The 24,382-nt window shown below is 58.7% G+C and carries 19 protein-coding genes; 13 read left to right on the forward strand and 6 right to left on the reverse strand.

What is annotated here, in order from left to right:
* Positions 1-17: 17 nt before the first annotated feature.
* Complete coding sequence (locus ACQRAP_RS03285) at positions 18-1,793, reverse strand: lactose/cellobiose PTS transporter subunit IIB (RefSeq protein WP_427728585.1); 1,776 nt, start codon at positions 1,791-1,793, stop codon at positions 18-20.
* A 357-nt stretch (positions 1,794-2,150) separates the two neighbouring features.
* On the opposite strand from ACQRAP_RS03285, the gene ACQRAP_RS03290 reads away from it, so the two are divergent.
* From ACQRAP_RS03290 to ACQRAP_RS03320, 7 genes are all read left to right on the forward strand, one after another.
* Positions 2,151-3,155 (forward strand): LacI family DNA-binding transcriptional regulator, encoded by a 1,005-nt coding sequence (locus ACQRAP_RS03290; protein ID WP_427728584.1) that lies wholly within the window; start codon positions 2,151-2,153, stop codon positions 3,153-3,155.
* Between the two features lie 214 nt (positions 3,156-3,369).
* A complete protein-coding gene (locus ACQRAP_RS03295; protein ID WP_055252615.1) occupies positions 3,370-3,708 on the forward strand; it encodes a PTS lactose/cellobiose transporter subunit IIA in 339 nt (112 codons plus the stop codon).
* A gap of 416 nt (positions 3,709-4,124) precedes the next feature.
* Positions 4,125-5,135 (forward strand): hypothetical protein, encoded by a 1,011-nt coding sequence (locus ACQRAP_RS03300; RefSeq protein ID WP_427794885.1) that lies wholly within the window; start codon positions 4,125-4,127, stop codon positions 5,133-5,135.
* Positions 5,136-5,445: 310 nt separating this feature from the next.
* Entirely contained in the window at positions 5,446-5,874 is a 429-nt protein-coding gene (gene lacA, locus ACQRAP_RS03305) for a galactose-6-phosphate isomerase subunit LacA (RefSeq protein ID WP_006234830.1), read from the forward strand.
* 63 nt (positions 5,875-5,937) lie between these two features.
* Complete coding sequence (lacB, locus tag ACQRAP_RS03310; RefSeq protein ID WP_196032983.1) at positions 5,938-6,462, forward strand: galactose-6-phosphate isomerase subunit LacB; 525 nt, start codon at positions 5,938-5,940, stop codon at positions 6,460-6,462.
* A 378-nt stretch (positions 6,463-6,840) separates the two neighbouring features.
* Complete coding sequence (locus ACQRAP_RS03315; RefSeq protein WP_427728578.1) at positions 6,841-7,722, forward strand: aldose 1-epimerase family protein; 882 nt, start codon at positions 6,841-6,843, stop codon at positions 7,720-7,722.
* Positions 7,723-7,778: 56 nt separating this feature from the next.
* Positions 7,779-8,714 (forward strand): hexose kinase, encoded by a 936-nt coding sequence (locus tag ACQRAP_RS03320; protein WP_195535118.1) that lies wholly within the window; start codon positions 7,779-7,781, stop codon positions 8,712-8,714.
* A 269-nt stretch (positions 8,715-8,983) separates the two neighbouring features.
* Here ACQRAP_RS03320 and ACQRAP_RS03325 read toward each other — a convergent pair whose 3' ends face one another.
* Both ACQRAP_RS03325 and ACQRAP_RS03330 read right to left on the reverse strand, forming a co-directional pair.
* Positions 8,984-10,612 (reverse strand): UDP-glucose--hexose-1-phosphate uridylyltransferase, encoded by a 1,629-nt coding sequence (locus ACQRAP_RS03325; RefSeq protein ID WP_427794887.1) that lies wholly within the window; start codon positions 10,610-10,612, stop codon positions 8,984-8,986.
* Positions 10,603-11,808: a galactokinase gene (locus ACQRAP_RS03330; RefSeq protein ID WP_427794888.1), complete on the reverse strand. Its 1,206-nt coding sequence runs from the start codon at positions 11,806-11,808 to the stop codon at positions 10,603-10,605. The genes ACQRAP_RS03325 and ACQRAP_RS03330 overlap by 10 nt, the downstream gene beginning before the upstream one ends.
* Before the next feature lie 383 nt (positions 11,809-12,191).
* Between ACQRAP_RS03330 and ACQRAP_RS03335 the strand changes: the two genes are divergently transcribed.
* Together ACQRAP_RS03335 and ACQRAP_RS03340 are read left to right on the forward strand one after the other, a co-directional pair.
* The gene (locus tag ACQRAP_RS03335) at positions 12,192-13,178 is read left to right on the forward strand and encodes a LacI family DNA-binding transcriptional regulator (RefSeq protein WP_427794922.1); all 987 of its coding nucleotides are present in this window, start codon (positions 12,192-12,194) and stop codon (positions 13,176-13,178) included.
* Positions 13,179-13,307: 129 nt separating this feature from the next.
* A complete protein-coding gene (locus tag ACQRAP_RS03340) occupies positions 13,308-14,468 on the forward strand; it encodes an FprA family A-type flavoprotein (RefSeq protein ID WP_427794889.1) in 1,161 nt (386 codons plus the stop codon).
* 64 nt (positions 14,469-14,532) lie between these two features.
* On the opposite strand, the gene ACQRAP_RS03345 is transcribed toward ACQRAP_RS03340, so the two are convergent.
* Positions 14,533-15,336 carry a DeoR/GlpR family DNA-binding transcription regulator gene (locus tag ACQRAP_RS03345; protein ID WP_427748009.1) on the reverse strand — a complete coding sequence of 268 codons (804 nt, stop codon included), beginning with the start codon at positions 15,334-15,336 and terminating at the stop codon, positions 14,533-14,535.
* A gap of 334 nt (positions 15,337-15,670) precedes the next feature.
* On the opposite strand from ACQRAP_RS03345, the gene ACQRAP_RS03350 reads away from it, so the two are divergent.
* Complete coding sequence (locus tag ACQRAP_RS03350) at positions 15,671-16,528, forward strand: class II fructose-bisphosphate aldolase (RefSeq protein WP_022095149.1); 858 nt, start codon at positions 15,671-15,673, stop codon at positions 16,526-16,528.
* A gap of 689 nt (positions 16,529-17,217) precedes the next feature.
* Here the strand turns inward: ACQRAP_RS03350 and vsr are convergent.
* On the reverse strand, positions 17,218-18,204 hold the full coding sequence (vsr, locus tag ACQRAP_RS03355; RefSeq protein ID WP_427794890.1) for a DNA mismatch endonuclease Vsr: 987 nt from the start codon (positions 18,202-18,204) through the stop codon (positions 17,218-17,220).
* Between the two features lie 262 nt (positions 18,205-18,466).
* Here vsr and ACQRAP_RS03360 point away from each other — a divergent pair, with 262 nt between their 5' ends.
* Entirely contained in the window at positions 18,467-19,252 is a 786-nt protein-coding gene (locus ACQRAP_RS03360) for an ABC transporter ATP-binding protein (RefSeq protein ID WP_427728561.1), read from the forward strand.
* Positions 19,242-21,446, forward strand: a complete 2,205-nt coding sequence (locus ACQRAP_RS03365; RefSeq protein WP_427794891.1) for an FtsX-like permease family protein — start codon at positions 19,242-19,244, stop codon at positions 21,444-21,446. Before ACQRAP_RS03360 ends, ACQRAP_RS03365 begins: the two co-directional genes overlap by 11 nt.
* Positions 21,447-21,928: 482 nt before the next feature.
* Here ACQRAP_RS03365 and ACQRAP_RS03370 read toward each other — a convergent pair whose 3' ends face one another.
* A complete protein-coding gene (locus tag ACQRAP_RS03370; RefSeq protein WP_427728556.1) occupies positions 21,929-22,894 on the reverse strand; it encodes a response regulator transcription factor in 966 nt (321 codons plus the stop codon).
* Positions 22,895-23,224: 330 nt separating this feature from the next.
* Here ACQRAP_RS03370 and ptcA point away from each other — a divergent pair, with 330 nt between their 5' ends.
* The gene (gene ptcA / locus ACQRAP_RS03375; RefSeq protein ID WP_154514956.1) at positions 23,225-24,298 is read left to right on the forward strand and encodes a putrescine carbamoyltransferase; all 1,074 of its coding nucleotides are present in this window, start codon (positions 23,225-23,227) and stop codon (positions 24,296-24,298) included.
* Positions 24,299-24,382 lie beyond the last annotated feature (84 nt).

The raw sequence follows: 24,382 nt of genomic DNA on the forward strand, positions 1-24,382 counted from the left end.
CTGGCCCTGTGCGTTACTTACTTCGAGAGTTGCTCGCTTACGAAGGCGAGAGACTTATCGCCGTTCTGGGAAAGCTCAATGTACTGCTTACCGCGGCAGGCGACGCACTTGTTGCCCACGCGCTCGCAGTCCTTCTGCAGGTCGGCCAGGTAGCTTGCGGCTTGCGGGGCCAGGACGACCAGATCGAAGTCGGGGAGCATGTCCACGTGGTTGCCATAGGCCTCGGCAGCGGTTTCAAGATTGATGCCGCGCTCCTTGGCGGCCTTGGCCAGCGCGTTGGCGAGCAGGCCCGAGGTACCGCCACCCTGGCAGAGCACGAGCACGCGTTTGCCGTTGAGGTCGCTGGTGGCCGTTGCCTCGGCAGCGGGTGCTGCGGAAGCGGCGGGGGCGCCGGCTTCCACGGCCTCGGCAGCAGCGCCGGCGGCAACGCTCTTGGCGTCGGCCTTGCCCTGGAAGGCATCGTTGAGCTTGGCGGCCTTCTCGGCGTTCTTGGCGGCGAGCTCCTCCTGGGAAATCTCGGCCTCCTCGGCGCACTTCTGGGCGTCATAGGCACGGAAGAACGGATAGTACAGAACGAAGTCGACGACCAGGATAAGGGCGAGCATCACAAAGGCGAGCGGCTGGAAGCCCAGGCCCATGATGGTGCCGATGGGGCCGGGGACGGTCCAAGGCAGGGTGTACATAAAGCCGTTCATGCCCAAGAAGTCGATAAAGATCTTGAGGATCCAGATGTTGGCGATCGGGGCAAAGACAAACGGGACAAAGAAGACGGGGTTGAGCACGATAGGCGCGGCGAACAGCAGCGGCTCGTTGACGGCAAAGCACACGGGGACGATGGCGGCCTTACCGACAGCGCGCATCTCCTGGGACTTGGCCAGGAAGCAGAACATAAAGACCAGGACGAGCGTGGCGCCGGTGCCGCCCATGCAGACGACGAAGTACTGGGCACCCTGGGTCAGGACAGCGGAAGCGTGCTGGCCGGCCTGGAACGCAGCCAGGTTGTCGGTCATGTTGGCAACGAGGGCGGCGGCGATGGCGGGCTCGACGATCGAGGGGCCGTGGACGCCCACGAACCAGAACAGGCTCATGGCGCCGTAAATCACAGCAAGGCCGATGTAGCCGTCGGCAGCGGTGAACAGGGGCTGGAACACCTGGATGACGCCCTGGGCAAAGCAGAAGCCAAAGGCAGCGCGGAAGACGATGTCAAAGACCCAAAAGACGGTGATGCAGACGGAGAAGGGGATGATGTCCTTAAAGGTCTGCGAGATGTTGGGCGGAACCTGCTCGGGCATCTTGACGGTGATGTTGCGCTTGATAAAGAACTTGTAGATGATGCCGGTCACAAACGCAGCGATGAAGGCGGTCAGCAGGCCCTTGGAACCAAGGTAGGTGGTGTTGAAGCCACTGGCGGCATCCGTGGCGATGGTGTCGCTCGAAAGGAGCAAGAAGCCGATGATGGCCGCGCACATGCACGAGATAAAGTTGATCTGGTTATTCTTGGGCAGATCGCGGTTCTGGGCGTCGGCGAAATGCTTGGCTGTGGTAGCGGCGCAGGCGATGGCCAGGATGCCCATGGAGTAGTTGTAGCACTTCCACAGGGCGTTGTTGATGTCATCGGGCCAGTAGAAACCCCAGATGTTGGGGACCGAGGCTACCAGGCAAAAGATGGACGAGAAGATGATGATGGGGATGACGGAGATAAAACCGTCGCGGATCGCCTTGAGGTACTTGTTGCGGGCGATCGCGTTGAAAAAGGGCTGGCCCTTTTCGATGGTGGCGATGAGTTGCTCCATGCAAAGCTCCTAAGAGTCGGTGGGTTAGCAACGATGGTAGCTTTTGACGTTTGGTTGCCAAAATGTTGACGTTGCCATTTTGTGACACAAAATAAGACGCGAACCGATGGCCCCTGTGCCTGCGGACCGTCGATTTCTTGCGCGTAAACGTTTGAGCCGCCCGGTGGCTCTGTGTTTGCGCAATGGCAACGTTAACATTTGGGCGATAAAAGCCGTTCGGGGAAGCAAAAATGTCGGTGAACGGTAGGTTTTGGGTGGTGAGCGTATGGTGGGGGAGGCGTTAGATATACTTGAAGATGTTTCATTTGACTGCGTAGGGTGCCACCAATGGCATCGTTGACATAGAAAGATCGACCTATGGCCGCTGTTAAAAAATCGGTTTCCGTTAAGGATGTGGCGCTCCTCGCGGGCGTCTCAGAACAGACGGTCTCGCGCACCGTCCACGATTCGCCCAGCGTGCGCCCCGAGACCAAGGAGCGCGTGCGTGCCGCCATGCGCGAGCTGGGGTATCGCCCCAATTTTGCCGGTCGATCGCTGCGCCGCGGCAAGTTTAAGACCGTCGGCGTCGCCATGTTCAACATTACCGGTACCGGCAACCTCGACCGTATGGAGGGCTTTGCCGCCGCCGCCGATAAGCACGGCTACGCCATTACCCTCACTAAAGTAGATGGACATCCGTATACCCTCGAGAGCGCATCGTCGCGCATGAGCGCACTGCCGGTGGATGGCATGGTCGTGATCATGAATCGCATGCCGGCGGACTTTGGCACCTTTGAGCCGCTGCCTGGTATGCAGACGGTGCTCGTTACCATGCTGGAGCACCCGCTGTGCTCGACGGTCGATAACGATCAGTTCGATTGTTCGCGCCAGGTTGTCGAGTACTTGCTGGGGCAGGGGCACAAGACCGTGCACTTTATCTCGTGTCCCGAACGCTCGCTTTCGGGCATGCAGCGCGAGGAGGGCTGGCGCGAGACATTGCGCTCGCATGGTATTGAGCTGCCGCGACTCATCCGTGGCGACTGGACGGCGCAGAGTGGATATGCCGCAGGCCAGGCTCTGGCGGACGATCCGACCTGTACTGCCATCTATGCCTCCAATGACGCCATGGCCTACGGCTGCATTCGCGGACTCGAGTCGCGCGGAAGGCGTGTGCCCGAGGACGTGAGCGTGGTGGGGGTTGATGATAGTCTGGGCGACATCGTGCCCGATCGTCGCCTGACCACCGTGCGCTTTGACAACAAGCGTGTCGGCATGTGGGCAGTCGACAAGATCGCCGGCGCCGAGGGAGTTGCGTCTGGCGTGGAGCACATGCTGATCCCCGGCGTGCTCGTAGAGGGCGATACGGTGCGCGATTTGCGTTAGGGCGCGGTCCTGTTTGGGTTTCCGTTAATCATGTTTGATATTGTTCGAAATGGTTTGGAAACCGTTCGCGGGTTAAAAGTGACCGTTCATAGCTCGAAATTACGTTTTGTATTGTTCTTTTTTGTTTGAATGTTATTGTTTCTGTCATACACAGCGCAGCGCGTATGCCCGGACGCGATGCTCTCCATTGGTTCATATGTGAAAGGAACGCAATATGGCAACCAAAGAAGAAATCTCGATGGTTGGATTCGAGATTGTCGCATACGCAGGTGACGCCCAGACCGATCTGCTTGCAGCGCTCGATGCTGCTCGCGAGGGTGACTTTGAGAAGGCCGAACAGCTGCACAAGGATGCCAGCGATGCACTTATCGGCGCCCACGACACGCAGACCAAGCTGCTTTCGCAGGAGGCCGGCGGCGGCGAGATGGAGATGACCTTCATCATGGCTCACGCTCAGGACACCCTCATGACCACTATGATCTTGGAGAAGCAGGCCCGCTTTACCATCGATGCCTACAAGCGCATCGCCGAGCTCGAGGCCAAGCTCGCCTAACGAGCCCGCACAACCAAGTCCCCTTCCAAAAGCCCTGCCGCTATCCGCGGCAGGGCTTTTCTGTATCCCATCTATCTCGGTTGCGGCGAAAAAGGGGTCGATAGACCAAAATGACCCGCTTTTCCCGTCCCCGGAGGATCAGTTAGCAGTACTCGCCACGAAACTGGCGCATCTACTACGTTTAACCCGATACCCCCGAACACACCTGCGTTTCATGAAAAACTGCAAGCGTTCTACCTGTGGTTTTGTTTTTACGCCACGGGGCATGGTCGGGGATGGGCAGTTAAACGTAGTAGATGGGCCCATTTCGTGGCAAGCGGGTCATTCGGCAGCCCGTTGCGCCTCCTCCCGTTCGGTTTTTCGCTGGGTGGGTATACTTCCATCCGCAATACAGGCCGGAATGAGGAGGTATCCAAATGCCGGACAACGGATCGATTCAAAAGAGAGACGCGGGCGAGATGGCTCATGGGCGTCCTGTCCAGATAACCGAGCAAACAACGGTGACCGAGCTGCAGCCCAGCCTATCCGATGTCGTGTGCGCAAACAAAAAACTGCAGATTGGCCTCATCGTTGCGCTCGTGGCACTGGCGCTGCTGTCGGGGTTTGTGGCTCGTCCGCATTTCGCCGATACCAAGACTTGGGACTCTACCATCGAGGTCATCGATCAAAAGAAGGGCAATGTATTGGCGCTCACGACCTCGTGCGTCGCCCTATCTGCGGGTATCACTGCGCTGCCGGGCGATACGGGAACGCCGGTTGCCGAGCAGCTCGCACAGCTTTCGGGTAATCTTGGTATCGTGCTTGCCGTGCTATACCTAGAGAAATATTTACTCACGATTTTGTGGTCGGTTGGCCTGGGCATCCTGATCCCGTTTGCGCTGGTGCTCTTTGCAGCGTCGCTTGGCATTCACGGACGCTGGAGCACGAGCACGGTCATTCGTCGCGTGGCAACGCGTGTGCTGGTGGTCGCCATCATTAGCATGGTGTTGGTGCCCGCGAGCGTATGGGTGTCGCAGAAGGTCGATGAAACGTATCGAGTGAGCATCGAGGCGGCCGAGCAAAAGGCGACTGACGCTGCGAGTGCGGCAGATAGCGATAGCTCCAAAGCAACCAAGAAAAAGACTGAGTCCGCAGAGTCCAAGAACGTGCTTGAACAGCTTGCCGACGGTGCCTCGGGTCTCGTCACGACGGTGACCAGCGGCGCCAAGCAGATGACCGATGAGATTGTGCAGCAGGTGACCGATCTGATCGAAGGCGTCATCGTGATGATAGTGACCTCGTGCGTTATCCCATTGCTGGTGCTCGCGGCGTTTTTGTGGCTGGGGCACACACTGCTGGGGATTGATATTTCCGGGCCGACGAATTATTTGACGGGCCGCTTTCTGGGCAATCCGTCCAAGCATGCCAAGAAGGGCGGGCAGTCCTAGTAGCTAAAGCTGCCGTATATACCGGGGCATACCGCCGAAGGGCGGCCGAGACACGTTCTCGGCCGCCCTTTTGTTTGTTGAACACATGGTCGCTACGCCCGCGCCCGGTCCAAACGGTCAGCAATCATCCGTGAACGGTATTTGTTCAAAAAAGAACAAAGATAAACAAATAGTTGTTGCAGTTACTGTTCGAATGTGTTCAAATAAACATGAACAGTGAAGAATCGCACATTCAGATGCCCGGACCTGAACGAGATTCAACACTTCCAAACAGAAACTACGCACCTGCGTATCTCTCAAGGAGGATGTCATGAGGGTTGTAATCGCTTCCGATGCCGACGGTATGTCGATGAAGGAGTCCATCAAGGAGATGCTCATCGCCGATGGTCACGAGGTCGTCGACTATTCCGAGACCCCTGCCGCGGACTTTGTCGATTCCGCTACCGCCGTTGCCAAGGACCTGCTGGAGCACAAGGATTCCCAGGGCTTCGCATTCGATAAGTACGGTGTCGGCTCCTATATGGCCGCCGTCAAGATCAAGGGCATGGTCGTCGCTAACATTTCCGACGAGCGTTCCGCCTACATGACCCGCGAGCACAACGGCTCGCGCATGGTCACCATGGGCCCGGGCGTTGTGGGAACCGAGGTCGCCAAGAAGATCGCCCGCGAGTTCCTGCGTGCACAGTACGCCGGCGGCCGTCACCAGATCCGTGTCGACATGCTCAACAAGATGGCCTAACGAGAGCCACCGAGAACTCGAACTTCTACCTCAACTTGTGAATTCAGACGAAAGGACGTTCTGATGAAGAAGACCATCGCAATCGGTTGCGACCATATCGTTACGGACGAGAAGATCTATCTGGCCGACCGCCTGGAGCAGGCTGGCTACAAGGTGCTCGACTGCGGCACCTACAGCCACACCCGTACGCACTATCCCATCTACGGCAAGGCCGTGGGCGAGGCTGTTGCCAGCGGCAAGGCCGACTTTGGCGTGGCCCTGTGCGGCACCGGCATCGGCATCACCAACGCCGTCAACAAGGTTCCCGGCGCCCGCTGCGCCCTGGTTCGCGACATGACCTCTGCCCTGTATGCCCGTCGTGAGCTCAACGCCAACATCGTGGGCTTTGGTGGCAAGATCACCGGCGAGTTCCTGATGGCCGACATCATGCTTGCCTTCCTGGAGGAGCCTTACGAGAAGACCCCCGAGCACGATGCCCTGATCGCCAAGATCGATGCTTGCAATAAGGCCGACGCCGAGGCTCAGACTGACCCGCACTTCTTTGACGAGTTCCTGGAGAAGTGGGACCGCGGCGAATACCACGACTAATTGGGTTACGCGGTTTTACCAAACCGCGTAACGGGTCGACGCTGCGCGGCGTTCAGGCACCCCATCTCGTCGCTCAAACCGTCGCTCGCGTACATGAAGTACGCGTCGCTCCTCTTTCGCGGCGACCTGGGGCACCTGAGCGCCGCTCGCTGACGTTGGGGGTACCTGTGGGGTTACCGCTGTTGTTGCGAAGCTTTCTGGTTCAGTAAGCTGCTCCGATAACACGTTTGCTTGCTTGGCTTGAGTGCTTCGCTCTTGGCGGTACCCGGCATTCTGCAGCTTTTCAATTGACGGCTCGCGTTTCTGTGAGGGGGCGCGGGCCGGTTTTCTATCAGCCCTATTGACTTGGTGGGCTGTCGTAAGAAAGGGAAGGCTCCTATGGAGTTTGTTCTTGATAACGGTTCTATCCGCGTGGCACTGAGCACGGCGGGCGGGTCGTTCACTTCTATTGCGGCCAACGGCCGTGAGTACCTGTGGCAGGGTGATCCGGCAGTCTGGTCGGGCCAGGCCCCCATTTGCTTCCCGATCTGCGGTGGCCTTCGTGACGGCCACGCAATGACCATGGGCGGCCGCGAGGTAAAGCTCGCCCGCCACGGCTTTGCGCGCAAGCAGGAGTGGAAGCTCGAGGAACAGAGCGACAACATGGTTGCGCTGAGCTTAAGCTCTGCCGACCATGCCGAGTTGCTCGAGCAGTACCCGTATCCGTTTAAGATCGTTGCTCGTTACACGATCGATTCGGAAAAGGTTGACGTGTCGTACGAGGTGACCAATGAGGGCACCGAGGACATGCCGTTCTTTGTGGGCGGTCACCCCGGCTTTAAGTGCCCGCTCGACGAGGGCGAGTCCTATGACGACTACGAGCTTCGTTTTGAGCAGCGTGAGGCCACCGACCTCTGCACTGCCGTTCCCTCGACGGGCCTGATTGATGTTGAGCATCGCAGCAAGAACCCGATGGTTGGCCATGACCTGCCGCTGACCCACGAACTCTTTGACTTCGCGGAGACCATCTTTGACGTGCTCGAGAGCCGCGTGGTTACGCTGACCAAGAAGACCGAGGACAAGGGCGTGCGCCTGACGTTCCCCGATATGCCGTACCTGATTGTGTGGAGCAAGCCCGAGGGTGACTTTGTGGCCGTGGAACCGTGGGGCGGCCTGTCCACCTGCTCCGACGAGGACGATATTCTGGAGCACAAGCGCGGCTGCCTGGTGGCCAAGCCGGGGGAGACCGTCACCCGCGGCTTTGAGATCGAGATCCTTTAACGAGCTATCGTATGTTTGGGGTCGCGCGTGTCGTGCCCCGGAAACAGGAGTTCAATATGATTCTGACCGTTACCATGAACCCGTCGATTGATACGCGCTATCAGCTCGACAAGCTGATCATCGACGATGTTAACCGCGTGACGCCCGAAAAGACCGCTGGCGGCAAGGGCCTCAACGTGAGCCGTGTGCTGCTGCAGTTGGGCGACGATGTGCTCGCGACCGGTCTGCTCGGCGGACACATGGGTGCCTATATGGCCGAGCTTATGGATGCCGACGGCGTCAAGAACGACTTTGTGCCCATCGCCGGTGAGACGCGCATTTGCCTGAATATTCTGCACGAGGGTAATCAGACCGAGCTGCTGGAGAGCGGCCCGCAGATCGCTCCGGCCGAGCTCGAGGCCTTTACGGCCAAGTTTGCCGAGCTTGCAGCGAAGGCGGACGTTGTGACGCTTTCGGGCTCGCTGCCGCGTGGCGTCGATGCCGGCTACTATGCCGAGCTCGTCAAGATCGCCGAGGAGGCGGGTGCCAAGGTGCTGCTCGACACTTCGGGTGCATCGCTGGAGGCCGCGCTGGAGTCCGACGCTAAGCCTGAGCTCGTAAAGCCCAACCTGACCGAGATTAACGGCCTGCTGGGTACGTCCTTTACGACCGATGATGTCGATGCCCTGCGCGAGGCGCTTGCCGCCGATGACCGTTTTGCCGGTATCCCCTGGGTTGTCGTTTCGATGGGCGCTGCCGGTTCGGTTGGCTTCCATGAGGGTCGCGCGTTCCGCGCCAAGACGCCCGCGATTGCGGCTGTGAACGCGACGGGTTCCGGTGACTCGACCATCGCCGGTTTTGCGCATGCCATTGCTGCTGGTGCCGACGACGTCACGGTGCTCAAGACCGCCAATACCTGCGGCAAGCTCAACGCCATGGATCCCAAGACCGGCCACCTGGTCATGGACCGCTGGGACGAGGTCTACAACAGCGTAGAGGTAACCGAACTTTAGAGTTACGGCGTACCGAACAAAACGAGAGTGGATAATCTCCCATTTTGGGCTCGCAAGCGGGCTTAGAGTGGGAGATTTTCCACTCTCATGAGAGGCAGCTAATTTGGGACGGGGCTATTTTGACTACTTCTAGATGCAAAGTAGTCAAAATAGCCCCGTCCCAAATTAGCTGCCCTTGCACCAAAAACGGCGCCCGCCGGCGATGTTGCCGGCGGGCGCCGTTGTCTTGAAGACGAAATGATCCGTTTTCCTCCGTCCCCAAGGGATCATTACAGCGAGTCGATAAAGCGCTGCTGGGCGGCGCGACCGGCTTCGTCCCATTTAAAGACGCCGGCGTTGTCGAGCACGTGGCCAAACACCATGCCGACCTCCTCATGCAGGATGTCGATGGCGTTGTCGGCCGTAAGCTCGTCGGCGCGGCGGGCAAAGACGTCCTCGGCCCATGCGGCGTGGCTGCGGCAAAGGTCGTCGCCCTCGAGCGCGCCGGCAAGGTCGTAACTGACATCGGCCTTGGCTGCCAGCAAGTGCTCGCGGACAGCGCCGAGCTCGGGAACCAAGCGCGGCGGCAAAATGGCCAGGCCCATGACCTCGATCAAGCCGATGTTCTCCTTCTTAATATGGTGGTACTCGGCATGCGGGTGAAATACGCCCAGCGGATGCTCGTCGGTTGTGATGTTGCAGCGAAGCGCTAGGTAGGCCTCGTAGATCTCGCCGCCGGCATTGCCGCGAGAGTCGACGCGGCGGATGACGGGCGTCACAGTGTTATGCGCCACGCCGTCGGCTGTGTGCGCGATGACGCCCACAGACTCATCGGTCCACTCGCGCCAGGCGAGGATAATCTTCTCGGCGGCGTCGAGCAGCTGGGCGCGGTCGTGCGAGCGCAGTCTCAGCACCGAGAGCGGCCACTGCAACACGGTACCGCTGACCTGGTCAAAGCCGGGCACGTTAAACTGCGAGACCTCGGCGGCATGCATCATGGGGAACTCGTGCGCGCCGCCCTGGAAGTGGTCGTGCGACAGAATCGAGCCGCCCACGATGGGCAGGTCGGCGTTGGAACCAATAAAGTAGTGCGGGAACAGGTCCACAAAATCGAGCAGGCAGGTCAGTCCCTTACGGTCGACGTGCATCGGGCGATGCTCGGCGCTCATAGCGATGCAGTGCTCGTTAAAGTACGCGTACGGGCTGTACTGGAAGCCCCAGCGCTCGCCGTCGAGCTGGATGGGGATAACGCGCAGGTTCTGGCGAGCGGGATGGGCGCCGCCGTCGGCTGCGGCGGAGCGTCCAGGGTAGCCCTCGTTCTCGATGCACAGTTGACAGGCGGGATACTTCTCGCCCGTGTTCTTTGCGGCGCCGGCCGCGGCAATGTCGCGCGGGTCCTTCTCGGGCTTCGACAGGTTGATGGTGATTTCCAGGTCGCCCCAGTTGGTGGGGGTACTCCATTTGATATTGCGCGCGATGGCGGCGCGGCGCACGTAACCGGCGTCACAGCACAGACCATAGAACCAGTCGGTCGCGGCGCGGGGCTCGTTGACGCCCATGCGTCCATTGAACTCCTCGTTTACAACCGAAGGCCTCGGCATGAGCGCGCCCATGATGCGCATGGCGATGCGGTCGCGGCCCGACGCCGTGTCCTCGGCAGCGCCGTTGGCAACGGCGTCCTCGGAAAGCGCGGCAAGCGTGCCCTCCAGGTCAAAATTGGGGAGCGTATCGGGGTGCAAGAGCGAGAGCTTCTCGTTCTGCATCGCCCAAGCCATGTCGAGCGCAGGACCCGTGGCGCCGATGCACTCGAGAATGGTGTTGTAGGCCCAGATGCGGTCATCCTGTCCGATCATGGATCGATGGATGGCATACTCAATCAGGCCCTGCGCGGCCTCGCGCACATCAGTCATTACAGCCATGCCGCGTAAGCCCCCTTGTCAGAAATTGCGTAGTGGCGGGCAGAGCCCTCGCCCAGCCAGCCGTTCATCTTGATGATGAAGGTGTCGACAAGATCGAGTGGCACAAAGGCCTGGATAGTGCCACCAAAGCCGCCGCCGTGGATACGGACGGCGCCGCGGCCGTCGAGCACATGCTCGGCCAGCGCCAAGGCATACATGGAAGGTTGCTCGGAGCCCAGTTTGGCGACGACATTCTGCAGGTACATGGCGGAGCTGGCACCGGACTCGCGCGTCAGGACCAGGAACTGGTCGATGTCGCCGGCGCTAAGGGCTGCCCAGCGCTTATCGACCAGGCCGTTCTCGTACCAGTAGTGAACGGCGCGCAGGCAGGCACGGTCGCCCAGCTTGGCGCGTAGCTCAGGGAGCTTGGCGTCAAAATCCGCCACGTTTACCTCGCACAGGCGTGTCTTGCCAAACTCGGCGGCGATGTCCTGCATCTCGCGCGGAACGGCGGCGTAGTCGTCGGTAGCTGCCACATGGTCGGCGCCAACCTTAACGAGCACGAGCGCATAGCCGTGATCCTCAAAGTTGAGTTCGAGCTTCTGGGTTTTAGGCTGAGCCTGGTCCTCAAAGTCCATGTAGGCGAGGCCGCCCAAGCAAACGGCGGCCTGGTCCATAAGACCGCAGGGCTTGCCATAGTAGTTGTTCTCGGTGCGCTGGCTCATCTGGGCGAGCGCGACGGGCTCGATGGCGGGTGCGCCCCAGAGCGCCTCCATGGCACGACCGTACGCCGCCTCGACGGCGGCAGAGCTGGAAAGGCCGCCGCCCGAGGGGACGGAGCAGGTGAAGGCGAAGTCGAAGCCCTGGGGCTCAACGCCCAGAGCAGCGATTTCGTGGGCCATGCCGCGGACGAGGCTCGCGGACGTGCCCTTCTCGGGCTCTTGAATATCCAGCGTGTCGAGCATGATCGTAAACGTAGGATAGCCCTCGTCGGCGACGCGGATCTTGTTGGAGTCGGTCGCCACGGCGATACCGTCAACGGCGACATCGAGCGAGCCGGCGATAACATGGCCGCCCTCGTGATCGGTGTGATTGCCGCTGATCTCGGAACGCCCGGGTGCGTGCACGTAGAGCACCTGGCGGTCGCCGATGGGTCCAAACTCCTCCTCAAACAGCTTGGTGAGCATGGTGAGTGTCTTTTCGTCGGGGGTGGTCATGGGAGTCCTTTCCTTGGCGCGCACGGGTGAGTTTTGCGTCGCTATGAGTACGTTAACAACTTGAAGCGGCATGAACCAAGTGTTCACGATGCCGCACGTTACGGGCTATGTTAACGTACTCATAACACATCGCTTGTCACTTTTTGAGAATCCGGTAGCCGGTAGAATTACAGCCGTGAACGGTACCGCCGTATGGACTTATAAAGCAGAAGAGATGCAGATAGAAAAAGTAGAGTACGTTAACATGCGTCCGACGATAGCGGGCTTCGGCGCGGGGTGTGTTTCTGCCTGGGTCGGCATGCACGCTATTCAGATTTCGCAAAGGTGAAGGTGGTTCTGTGGCAAGGCACTCGTCCAACGATACAGGTACGCGTCCGGTCTCCATGGCCGACGTCGCCCGCGCTGCCGGTGTTTCGCAGCAGACGGTTTCGCGCGTCGCCAACGGCTTGCCCAACGTTAACGAGCAGACGCGCCAGCGCGTGCAGGCCGCTATGCAAGAGCTCGGTTTTCGTCCGAGTTATGCCGGCCGCGCGCTACGCGACGGCCGTTACCATTCGGTCGGTCTGTGCGTCAACGATATCACCAAGTTTGGCAACCTCTCAATGATCGACGGCATCGCCAGCGCTGCTCGCGAGCATAATTGCGCCATCACGCTGGTCGAGATGTCCAAGACCGAGGAGTTTTCGCTTGCCGAGGCCACGCGTCGTATGGCTGCGCTGCCGGTGGACGGCATCATCATCGGCATGAGCCGCATGGCGCCCGATTTTGAGACGTTTGATCCGCTGCCGGGCATTGGCACGGTTATTGTTACCATGTACGCGCACCCGCGGGTGACCACGGTCGACTCCGACCATTACGGCTGCTCGCTCTTGCTTATGGATCATCTGTTTGAGCTGGGGCACGAGCAAATTCGCTATATTGGCGGCCCGTCGTTCTCGGTCGACGAGCAATTTCGTCGCGCCGGCTGGCAGGATGCGCTCGAGCATAAGCACATTAAGCCGCAGGCGCCGCTCGAGGGCGACTGGTCTGCCAACAGCGGCTACGAGGCCGGCAGGTACCTGGCCGAGCACGACCGCACCATGACGGCGATCTATGCGGCAAACGATCAGATGGCAAATGGCGCGATTGCCGCGCTGCGTGATAGCGGTCTGCGCGTGCCCGAGGACGTAAGCGTGGTGGGCGTCGACGATTCGCTCGACGACTTTGTCGCGCATAACGAGCTCACGACCGTTCGATTCGATTTACATCAGCGTGGACGCGAGGTGTTTGAGCACGCGGTTCCCGAGGCGGGTACGGCGGGCAAAACCGTTGCTATTCGTATTCCCGGCAAGCTTATTATTCGACATAGCACGGCGATGCCACGCTTATAGTTTACGCAGGTAAACGGCGATTTATCGTATTTTAATAACAATCGGTAAGGATGCCGGCAGATAACAGTTGGAATGCTACCAAGTGCTATGATAGACAAGTTATTTTGTCTATCTAGGAGGCTTTGCCTGATGGAGATCACCAAGGATATCCGCTACATTGGCGTCGACGATCACGACATTGACCTGTTCGAGGGCCAGTACGATGTGTCCGAGAACGGTATGGCATACAACAGCTACGTTATCTTGGGCGAAAAGATCGCTGTCGCCGATTCGGTCGACGGTGGTTTTGTCGACGAGTGGCTCGGCAACCTCGAGGCCGCGCTCGATGGCCGTACGCCCGACTACCTGGTCATCCATCACATGGAGCCTGATCACTCCGCCGGTATCGCCGCCTTTATGGAGCGCTATCCCCAGGCGCAGATTGTGGCCAGCATGGGTGCTTTCCGCATGATGGTCAACTACTTTGGCACCGACTTCCCCGAGCGCAAAATGGTTGTCAAAGAGGGCGATGTGCTCGACCTGGGCGGCCACAGCCTGACCTTTATCGGCGCCCCCAACGTTCACTGGCCCGAGGTGCTCTTCTCCTATGAGGCCACCGACAAGGTGCTCTTTAGTGCCGACGGCTTTGGCAAGTTTGGCGCCAACGACATCGAGGATCCGGAAGGCTGGGCTTGCGAGGCTCGCCGCTACTACTTTGGCATCGTGGGAAAGTTTGGCAAGTTTGTGCAGGCCGTGCTCAAAAAGGCTGCCGATCTGGATATTCAGATCATCTGCCCGCTCCACGGTCCTGTCCTTACCGAGAATCTGGGCTATTACCTCGACACCTACAACACCTGGTCGAGCTATCAGCCCGAGGACGAGGGCATCACGATTGCCTACGCGAGTGTGTATGGACATCTGAAGGCTGCCGTCGAGGAGCTCGCATCTGCGCTCGAGGCTCGCGGCCAGAAGGTTTCCGTCTTTGACCTAGCTCGCGACGACATGGCCGAGGCCGTTGAGGATGCGTTCCGCTATGACCGCCTGGTGCTCGCCTCCATCACCTATCAGGGCGAGATCTTCCCGTTCATGAGCACCTTTATCCACACGCTCGCCGAGCATGCCTACCAGAACCGCACCGTGGCGCTCGTCGAGGCCGGTTCCTGGACGCCCGCCGCTGCCAAGGTTATGACCAAGGAGCTCGAGGGCATGAAGGACATCACCCTGGCGCAGAACAAGGTGACCGTGCTGGGCTCGCTCAACGACACATCACGCGCCCAGATCGAGGCCCTCGCCGACGAGCTTTCCAAGTAGCGATATTTCGCTTTTAACGGGCAAAACCACCACAAAGGGACAGGCCCTTTGTGGTGGTTTTTGTTTAAGCGCCGGCGATGATGAGGGCTGGACGTGCGTTGTCGGCGGCCTCGGCGATTGAGGTGGCGACGGCGGCGTCGGGGTCGCTGTCCATCACGATGATGTCGACGTCGGCAAGCTCGGCAAAACGGTACATGCCGCGTCCGTTGACCTTACTGGCGTCCATGAGGGCGACGCTTTGACGGGCGGCACCGACCATAGCCGCTTTGGTCTCGGCCATCTGCGGAAAGTCGGTCGTAAAGCCGCAGCCGGGAACAAAAGCGCCAGGACACATGACGGCAAGGTCGGCGTGGACCATTTGGAGCGCCTGCATGGTAAGTGGGCCGTACAGATAGCGATGACCTTTGCGCAGTGCCCCGCCCAGCATGACGACATCGACCGAGGGCATGCTCTCGTCAATATAATCGGCGATGGTAATGTCGGCCGTGATAACGGTGATGCCGTCGCGCTGATCGAGGAGCCGGACGAATTCGAGCGCCGTGGTGCCCGAGTCGACGAGCAGCGTGTCGCCGTCATTAACGAGCTCGATGGCGCTTTGCGCGATGGCCTGCTTGGCGGCGACGTTGACATTGATGCGGCGATCTTGCGTGGAGACGGTCAGGCGTTTGTGGAGCGATACGGCACCACCATGTGTGCGACGCAGCTTGCCTGCTTCGGCGAGCGCGTCCAGGTCGGCGCGGGCGGTGACGGAGGACACGCCAAAGGTCTGGGCGATTTCTGCTACCTGCACCGAGGCGTTATGCTCGAGTATTTCCATAATGGCGGTACGGCGCTCGTCAGCAAAAGCACGGTTGGTAGCTTGGGCCATGTTTGCTCCATTCTCGGCTAAATTTGCAGGAATTGTGTTGACTCTATTTTCGTTCATTTTCTTTTTGAGTAAGAAAACACCTTTCGATTACTTATCTTTTCTATAAAAGAAAGACGCTAAACGCTCAAAATTCAATATCGAACACGCCCACTCGGTTCCGATTCCTTCCGTTTACTTTTCAAAAACGACTGTATTGGCCTGCACGGACTCAATATCTCGCACGTGCAAAGCCGCTGAATTTCATACAATGAGCGCAGTAAAACGCAAGGTAAAACGCCTTGTGAACAACTACGCCCGATGTCCAGATGCGGGCGAGGGAGAGGAGCAAACGCTCATGGCACTTGTTACCACCGAAAAGATGCTCAAGGACGCTCAGGCCGGCCACTACGCCGTCGGCGCGTTCAACGTCGAGAACCTCGAGTTTGTTATGGCCGTTCTGGCCGCTGCCGAGGAGACCAAGTCCCCCGTCATCATGCAGACCACCCCGGGCACCATCAAGACCGCTGGTCTGGACTACTTCTACGGCATGGTGAAGGCCGCTGCCGAGCGCGCTTCCGTGCCCGTCGCTCTGCACCTCGATCACGGCGATGGCTATGACCGCTGCATGCAGGCTTTCCGCACGGGCTACACCTCCGTCATGATCGACGGCTCGCACGAGTCCTTTGAGGACAACATTGCCCTGACCAAGTCCGTCGCCGACGCTGGCCGCGCCATGGGCGTGCCCGTCGAGGCCGAGCTCGGCAAGGTTGGCGGCAAGGAGGACGACGGTCCCGCGGTTGAGGGCGAGAGCCCCTACACCGATCCTGCCGAGGCCAAGGAGTTCGTCGAGCGCACCGGCTGCACCTCGCTGGCCATTGGCGTTGGCACCAGCCACGGCGTGTACACGAGCGATCCGCACATCGAGCAGTCCGTGGTCAAGGCTATCCGCGACGCCGTCGACGTGCCGCTGGTTCTGCACGGCACTTCCGGTGTGCCCGATGAGCAGGTTGCCGAGGCTGTGAAGAACGGCATCTGCAAGGTTAACTACGCTACCGAGCTGCGTCAGGCCTACACCAAGGGCTTCATGGCCTACATGGCCGAGAACCCCGCCTGCTTCGATCCCAAGAAGCCGGCCAAGGAGGGCATGCGTGAGATCACCGAGCTGGTTAAGATCCGCATGACCAACCTCAACTCTGTGGGCAAAGCAGAGTAACAGCAAGGGTACTCTGATTCCACCGGGCCGTCCGGAAACGGAAAAGGGCCTATCTCTCAGAACGTCCTCGGACATGTCGGAAGCCCCGCTGCGCGCTACGCGCTGCGGGGCTTCCTCCGTCCTGCGGAATGTTCTGAGAGATAGGCCCTTTTCCGTTTCCGGACGGCCCTGCTCAATCGCCCTTGTGGCGTTGGGGCTGAAGGGGTGGGGCGTTAGGGCTTCTTTGTTGATGGGGGACTAGTATGCCCGGGCCTGGTTGGGGAATGACTTGTTTAGGGATGCTTGGAGCTTATCGAAGGATATTCGCAAGTTGAGATTCTGATCGGTTGAGCGTTTGGCTTTTGTGGTGGGGGAGTCGAGGAGGCCGTTTCTCTGTGTCGGGGGGAAGGAGAAAAGGTCTGCATGTTTTAGGGATGGCTGCTGTGCTGCGTCATTGGAAGAATGCATGCTTATGCGGCCTCCTCGATGTCCACCAAAAGGTTGCGCACGGGGTGTGCTGCTAGGTCCCGTTCGTTGGCAGTATTATGCCGCGGCTGCTGCAAAGAAGCGCTAAAGAAAGGCTTAATCAGGTTTGTTATAACAATGAAACCGCAGGTCAAAGGTATCGAATAACACTCTTGAAAGGTTTTGAGCTTAAGGGCTTTCTAAGGTTTGTGGCGCGGACGTGCGGAGCGTGTGAATGATCGCTGTTAGCGCTGCGGTGCGGCGGCGCGTACCTGTTCGATGACCTTTTCCATGGTGGCGTCGATGCGGTCTTTCTTGAGCTCACATTCCCAGACGGTGATGGGCGTCCAGCCCATTTGGGTAAGCGCGTCGATGGCGGCTCGGTCGCGCTCGACGTTGCGGCGAAACTTTGCCTCCCAAAACTCAACATTGCGCTTGGGCTGGCTCGGATTGCACTTAGGGCAGCGATGCCAAAAGCAGCCGTTGACGAAAATGGCGATCTTGCGCCCGGGAAAGGCGATGTCGGGCTTGCCGGGTACCTTCCATTCCAGACGGTATCCCGTAAGGCCCGCTGCCCGCAGGCGCTGGCGAACGAGCAGCTCGGGTTTGGTGTTGGCGCGCTTGTTGCCCTTCATGGACTTTTTTATAGCGGCGCGACGGCGCACCAGTTCGCGCTCGTCAGCGGAGAGGTCCGAGGTATCGATGCCGTCGAGCAGACCTGGTTTGGGACGCTTTTTGCTGCGGCGCTTAGGTGCGCGCTTGGGTTTGGCGGCAGATTCGTCGGACGTGGAGGCCTTGGCATCGTTGGCGGCGTTAGCCTCAAGCCGATCTTCCTTCAGCTCAATCAGAGCATCGATAAGCCCCTTGTCGGCGGGCATCCACTCAACGGTGGCAAGCGAGGTGCGCGGAATCCAGCGGATATCGAGCTGGCGGTCGTGCTTCTGGGGCTCATCGGATTCATCGGCGAGCGAGCAGTAGTAGCACTCCATTGAGAGATGAAAATCGGGGTAGTCGTACTCAACGGTATAGAAATCGCGCAGGTTGGTGACTTTGACCTGCAGCTCTTCCATGAGCTCGCGGCGTACGGCGTCCTCGGGCGTCTCGCCGCGCATGAGCTTGCCACCGGGAAACTCCCAAAGTCCCCGCATGTCGCCATAGCCGCGCTGCACGGCAAGCAGCTCATCGGATCCTTCCTTGCGAATAATCCCAGCGGCAACATGAACAGTCTTCAACAGGAGTCCTCTCTCAACATCGACACATGACAAGGCAGCTCATTTGGGTAGTCTTTTTGGGACGGGGCTTTTTTAGCTGCCCTATGTCAAATGCGGCCTCATGCTTCGAAGGCTACGGATAGGGTAGCTAAAAAAGCCCCGTCCCAAAAAGACTACCCCTACCTTACGCAACGGTAAGGCAAGCGTAAGCGATATCGATGGTAGCCGACTCGGCTTCTTGCGACTATAGATGCCGTAGACTAATCGCAAGAAAGGACTCGGTATGCAAACCACGCACATGGCGACCCCGGTACTGGAAGTCGTGCATCTCGAAAAGGTATACGGAGCGCTGGGCAACGTGACCCGCGCGCTCAACGACGTCAGCTTTACCGTCAACCGCGGCGAATTCGTTGGCATCATGGGCGCTTCGGGCTCGGGCAAGTCGACGTTGCTCAACTGCGTGTCGACCATCGATAGTGCCACAAGTGGCACGATCCGCATCAACGGCCAGGACGTGACGCGCATGAAGCAGGCTAAGCTTTCGCAGTTCCGCCGCGAGGAGCTCGGCTTTATCTTCCAGGACTCCAACCTGCTCGATACGCTCACGGCACGCGAGAACATCGCCCTGCCGCTCACCATCGCCCGCACAAGCTCGGCAGAGATCTCGACCCGCGTGCAGGATGTGGCAGCGCGCTTGTCCATCAGTCAGGTGCTCGACAAGTATCCCTACCAAATGTCCGGCGGTCAGCAGCAGCGCGTTGCCGCGGCTCGCGCGCTCGTCACCGACCCCACCATGATCATGGCCGACGAGCCCACCGGCGCCCTCGATTCCAAGAGCGCTCGCCTGCTGCTCGAGAGCCTGGAGGCCCTTAACCGCCGCCTGCGCGCCACCGTGCTCATGGTCACGCACGACAGCTTTGCCGCCAGCTACACGAGCCGTGTGCTGTTTATTCGCGACGGCAAGATCTTCACCGAGCTGCGCCGCGGAGACACCGACCGCCGCGAGTTCTTCGACCGCATTATGGAGGTCGTTGCCATGATGGGCGGTGAGGGCTCCGATGCTCTGTAAACTCGCTTGGGGCAACGTCCGCCGCGCCGGCCGCGACTACCTCGTCTACCTTTTGACGCTCACCCTGGGCGTCACGGTCTTCTATGCCTTTAACACCATCTCGATGCAGGTCGACATCGCCGGAATCGATGAAGAGGGCTTGGCGCAGGTTATGGGCAGCATGCTCGGCTACCTGACGTACTTTCTGGCCGGTGTCATGGCCTTTTTGATGGTGTATGCCAATAACTTCATCATGAAACGCCGCAAGAAGGAGTTTGGCCTGTACCAGGTACTCGGCATGGGGCGCGGGCGCGTCGCCACGATCATGGCGCTCGAGACCGTGATAGTATCGGTTGTGGCCTTTGTCGCCGGCATTGTGCTGGGTGTGGGACTCTCCCAGCTCATGACGTTCTTTACGGCCTCGCTCTTTAAGACACAGATCGCCAATTTCCGCTTCTTTTTCTCGGTGCATGCGTTCAACCTGACCCTTGCCTGCATGCTCGTAATGTTTGTGCTCACGCTACTGCTGAACCTTCGCGCCGTGCGTCGTACCAAACTCATCGAGCTTATGGGTGCCGAGCGTCGCAACGAGAGCATCAAGACACGCAACCCCTGGATCGCGATTGCCATCTTTGCTGTGGGCGTGGTGTTTGTGGGCGTGGCCTATTACCGTCTGCTACGTGATGGGTTCCCGCTAACCGCGACGGACAGCAAGCTGCAAGAGGCCATGAACCAGTTTGGCATTACGACCGCTATGGTTACCGTGGGTACCTTTGCCCTGTTTTGGGGACTCTCGGGCATGCTTATCAAGCTGCTGCAGAGCCTGCGCGGCGTGTATTGGCGCGGCCTCAACATGTTTATCGTGCGCCAGCTTGCGGCCAAGGTCAACACGGTGTGCTTTTCGATGGGCGTCATCGCGATGCTCCTGTTTTTGGCCATCACCTCGGTGACGTGCGGTATGTCGATTGCCAGCGTGATGAACGAGAATCTGGAGCGCTATAACCCTGTAGACGTGTCTCAGATGTATGTCTATTACACGCCCGATACGTTCGACTACTACAAGGGGTACGTCAATCCGTCTGATGAGGCCGATCGCATGGCGTTGGCCGATACAACGGTCGATTTGTACCCCGCATGGCACGGCGAGGGCAAGTCGGCGGACAGCAACGACGAGACCGGCAAGAAGGTCAATATCGCCGATGTTGCCGGTGAGCATGTGCAGATCGATTCGTATCTGAGTTACCCGCTTGGCGGCTCGGATCCTTCGGTGACTCCAAGTGAGATGTGCAAGACCATGGGCGAAAAGCTTCCCAAGGCGTTCGGGGGTAGCAATGCCGATACGATGGGTCTGTTTGTGACGCCGGCGAGCCAGTACAACAAACTGCGCCAGATGATGGGCGAGGAGCCGGTGAGCATTGGCCGCGACCAATATCTGCTCACGTGTGATATGGGCGGTGAGCTGATCGACCTGTACACCAAGTATATGGCCGGCGGCCATGCCCTTACCTTGGGCGGGCATACGCTCAAGCCCGCAACCGATAAGTCGGACGAGGACACGGCGGCCATCGCCAACTCGGCGATGGGCAGTAATCCGGGTACCGTCGTCGTTGCCGACGAGCTGTTGTCCCAACTCAATCTGCAGCCGTATTCCAGTAGCCTGCTCGTTAACTACAAACAGGGGATGGATACGACCGAGGCAGACGAGAGCATTAAATACACTCTGCTCGACAATCTGCTCGTTGACGGCAAGGAGCCGGGATCGTGGGGAATCTTCATCACACGCTCCGAGATGTACACGCAAGCAGCGCAGATGAACGGCATGATTAGCTACCTAGCCATCTACATCGGCTTTGTATTGGTCGTTGCATGCGCGGCGATTCTGTCGATCCAGCAACTCTCCAACGTGGCCGACGGTAGCCGCAGCTATCGTGTGCTGGCACAGATCGGCTGCGACGACCGCCAGATTCGCCATTCGGTGATGGCGCAGCAGGCGGTATTCTTCCTGTTCCCGCTGGCAGTGGGTCTGGCGCACTCCTTTGTGGCACTTAAGGTGATTATCGAGCTGGTGAGCATATTCGGAAATATGAGCATCGGCGGCACTGTGGGCCTCACCTGCGCGATCTTCCTGGCAGCATACGGTGGCTACTTCCTGGTGACCTACCTCATGAGCACCGGAATGGTGCGAGCTGCCATAGCCACCCGCTACAGCGAGTAACTCATCCAGTTTGGAATCATTGTAGGTTGAGCATAAGTCAGCGAAAGCGCCCCTAAGCGAGTAAGGTGACGTGAAAGAGGAGGGAAGCGTACTTTTGTACGCGACCGACGATTGAACGTCAGATTGCTCGCTCAGGGGCGCTTGCAGCGTCGAGCCGTTATGCGGTTTGGTAAAACCGCGTAACCCTTCCTTCGCGGCGGTTATTTGCCTATCTGGTGCGTCTCGGATGCAAGTGAGTAGACTTATTTAGATATGCCGAGCACATCGCGATAAATGTTCAATAAAATCGCAGGTCAGAGCCGCGGCGTTTTGGGCTGTGCTCGACCTCCTGCAAAAAGTCTACTCACTTGGTCTTACTGCTAGAAGACCGCCGCAAGGGAAAGCAGCTCTCTTGCGGCGGCTGGCGTTTGCCCAGATAAAACCTACCAAAATAAACCTGTCCCTTTTTGGCAGGTTAAATAAACCTGTCCCTTTTTGGCAGGTTAACGCTTCCAAAAGTGGAGGATGAGCGTGGTTCGGTTTTGCTGCTCGGTTTTGACCAGGATGTTGTGGATGTGGGTCTTGACGGTGCCCACGGCAAGGAATAGCTCGTCAGCAATCTCTTGGTTCGACTTGCCCAGCACAACCAGACGCAAAACCTCGGCCTCGCGGTTGGAGAGCCTGTAGGCGTTGCGATAGAAGGGCATTTGCTCTTCGATGTGTCGATCAAGATCGTTGACGTTCTTTTCCTCGGGCGCCTTCTCCATGCGAATTGAAAGCACGTGGTATGAGTAGATGATCAGCAGAATCGCAAAGTAGCACGCAAAGACGTTCTCGCTAAAGTTGCGCTCAGATAGATAAAGCTGCAGCCAAGAGGGTGCCAGACTCATGGGGATGACAAGGATGTTGTAGAAATCTTCGGCAACGATGCAACCGACCAGAATAGCGCCGATAATCAGGTGCTTTCGCTGGTTGTTAACGCGTGCCTTCAGCTCAACCTCCGTACTTTTATGAGCCGTCCAAAAGATATACAGTCCCACAAAGAGAAGGAATACCTGACGCATCGTGTAGTAGAGCCACTGACGCATGGGGCCGGAGGGGACAGCGACGATAGTCAGCGACTCTAACAGCAAAAACATTAAGACGGGGATAGTGAACTGCTTTTTTGAATGCTTATCGAGCAAGTCCATGGCAATCAGCCAAATAAAAGCCTGTGAAATGGTCGCCACAAGGGTCCGAAACGCAGGCATGGTAATTGCGTAATAGTCGCTGGCCGGAAAAGTCTCGTTTTGCAACGTGTATTCAAAAAAGAAGATCTCGGTCATCTCGATGGCGTAGCAAATAAAAACGCCGCTGCCATAGATAAAGAAGCGTCGATGGGACGAGGCGTAGGCGGCAAGCGAAAGCACTGCCGTCACAATACAGATTACGAGTATCGCTAAGGTATAGAAGAACATGAGCGTGTCCATTTGTCACCGTCCTGTCTCATTTGAACTCTTATGGAGCCCGCTATATCCCACGGGTATACTTGTCTCAGCCGGTCGTTCCATTGCGGATTAGACGCCAGACATAGCATAGCTGTATACCGTTCGCGGTTCCAGACGGTAAACCCCCTGCAAGCCCGCTGCCTGCGGGTTTATATTGGTTTATAGAGGGTGTAACTCCGTGAACGGTCTTTAATCCCGAATAAACTAGGTAAAAATTGCACGTGGGTGAATGATGGTCTTGTCAACACGAGGTGTGATGTACGAGCGCCTCACAGTAAATAAGTCGGCAAGACCGGCGGAAAGGAAATCGATATGGCACTGCCTAAGGATTTCATCGACACCAACGACTTCACCAAAGAGCAGATCCTGGCTATCGAGGATCTTGGCCTGGCAATGAAGAAGGCCATCAAGGTTGACGGTTATTATCCTCACCTGCTCCGCAACCAGAGCCTTGGCATGATCTTCCAGCAGGTCTCCACCCGCACCCGTCTTTCCTTCGAGACCGCTATGACCGACCTCGGTGGCCATGCTCAGTTCTATGGCCCTGGCACCATCCAGCTCGGCGGTCACGAGTCCCTGGGCGACACCGCTCGCGTTATGGGCTCGCTGCTCGACATCATGATGGCTCGCGTTGACCGTCACAAGGACGTCGTCGGCCTCGCCGAGGGCTCCGCTGTGCCCGTCATCAACGGCATGTCCGAGTTCAACCATCCCACGCAGGAGATGGGCGACCTCATGACCATGCTCGAGAACCTCCCCGAGGGCAAGAAGATCGAGGACTGCACCCTGGCCTTCATCGGCGATGCCACCCAGGTCTGCGTCTCCCTCATGTTCATCGCCTCCAAGGTCGGCATGAAGTTTGTCCAGTTTGGACCTAAGGGCCACCAGATCCCCGACGGCGGCCTGCACGTTGGCACCGCCGAGGAGCGCGCCGAGTTCGGCAAGCAGATGATGGCCATCGCCGAGGAGAACTGCAAGGTCTCCGGCGGCTCTGTTGTCATCTCTGACGACATCGAGTGCATCAAGGGCGCCGACTTCATCTACACCGACGTGTGGTATGGCCTGTACGACGAGGAGGTCTCGGGCGAGAACTACATGGACGTGTTCTATCCCAAGTATCAGGTCACCATGGACATGATGAACTTCGCCGGCCCCAACTCCAAGTTCATGCACTGCCTGCCGGCCACCCGTGGCGAGGAAGTCGTCGACGAGGTCATGGACGATCCCGAGCGCTCCCTGTGCTGGGTCGAGGCCGAGAACCGCAAGCACTCCATCCGTGCTCTCCTTGCCGCCCTGGGCAAGCGCACTCCGCTCAACGACGAGGGTGTCGAGTACTCCGCCAAGGCTGAGCTCCACGCCGCTCTCGAGGCTCTCGAGCAGCTCTAAGCCTCAAGGCTTCTAAAAGCACGTTTGCGGGCGGTGGATGCTCGTCTCCTGTCGCCCGCTCACCGAGGCCCAAGCTATTCTTAA

This window comes from Collinsella sp. SGI.180 (genome assembly GCF_050313455.1).
Taxonomy (GTDB): domain Bacteria; phylum Actinomycetota; class Coriobacteriia; order Coriobacteriales; family Coriobacteriaceae; genus Collinsella.

Excerpts from the sequence above, each read along its gene's own strand:
- ACQRAP_RS03320 (WP_195535118.1), top strand. The coding sequence starts at position 7,779 with ATGATTCTGACCGTTACCATGAACCCGTCGATTGATACGCGCTATCAG.
- ACQRAP_RS03370 (WP_427728556.1), bottom strand. The coding sequence starts at position 22,894 with ATGGACACGCTCATGTTCTTCTATACCTTAGCGATACTCGTAATCTGT.
- ACQRAP_RS03365 (WP_427794891.1), top strand. The coding sequence starts at position 19,242 with ATGCTCTGTAAACTCGCTTGGGGCAACGTCCGCCGCGCCGGCCGCGAC.
- ptcA (WP_154514956.1), top strand. The coding sequence starts at position 23,225 with ATGGCACTGCCTAAGGATTTCATCGACACCAACGACTTCACCAAAGAG.
- ACQRAP_RS03325 (WP_427794887.1), bottom strand. The coding sequence starts at position 10,612 with ATGGCTGTAATGACTGATGTGCGCGAGGCCGCGCAGGGCCTGATTGAG.
- ACQRAP_RS03335 (WP_427794922.1), top strand. The coding sequence starts at position 12,192 with ATGGCCGACGTCGCCCGCGCTGCCGGTGTTTCGCAGCAGACGGTTTCG.
- lacB (WP_196032983.1), top strand. The coding sequence starts at position 5,938 with ATGAAGAAGACCATCGCAATCGGTTGCGACCATATCGTTACGGACGAG.
- ACQRAP_RS03360 (WP_427728561.1), top strand. The coding sequence starts at position 18,467 with ATGCAAACCACGCACATGGCGACCCCGGTACTGGAAGTCGTGCATCTC.
- ACQRAP_RS03300 (WP_427794885.1), top strand. The coding sequence starts at position 4,125 with ATGCCGGACAACGGATCGATTCAAAAGAGAGACGCGGGCGAGATGGCT.
- ACQRAP_RS03330 (WP_427794888.1), bottom strand. The coding sequence starts at position 11,808 with ATGACCACCCCCGACGAAAAGACACTCACCATGCTCACCAAGCTGTTT.
- ACQRAP_RS03345 (WP_427748009.1), bottom strand. The coding sequence starts at position 15,336 with ATGGCCCAAGCTACCAACCGTGCTTTTGCTGACGAGCGCCGTACCGCC.
- ACQRAP_RS03340 (WP_427794889.1), top strand. The coding sequence starts at position 13,308 with ATGGAGATCACCAAGGATATCCGCTACATTGGCGTCGACGATCACGAC.
- ACQRAP_RS03285 (WP_427728585.1), bottom strand. The coding sequence starts at position 1,793 with ATGGAGCAACTCATCGCCACCATCGAAAAGGGCCAGCCCTTTTTCAAC.
- ACQRAP_RS03350 (WP_022095149.1), top strand. The coding sequence starts at position 15,671 with ATGGCACTTGTTACCACCGAAAAGATGCTCAAGGACGCTCAGGCCGGC.
- ACQRAP_RS03295 (WP_055252615.1), top strand. The coding sequence starts at position 3,370 with ATGGCAACCAAAGAAGAAATCTCGATGGTTGGATTCGAGATTGTCGCA.
- ACQRAP_RS03315 (WP_427728578.1), top strand. The coding sequence starts at position 6,841 with ATGGAGTTTGTTCTTGATAACGGTTCTATCCGCGTGGCACTGAGCACG.
- ACQRAP_RS03290 (WP_427728584.1), top strand. The coding sequence starts at position 2,151 with ATGGCCGCTGTTAAAAAATCGGTTTCCGTTAAGGATGTGGCGCTCCTC.
- lacA (WP_006234830.1), top strand. The coding sequence starts at position 5,446 with ATGAGGGTTGTAATCGCTTCCGATGCCGACGGTATGTCGATGAAGGAG.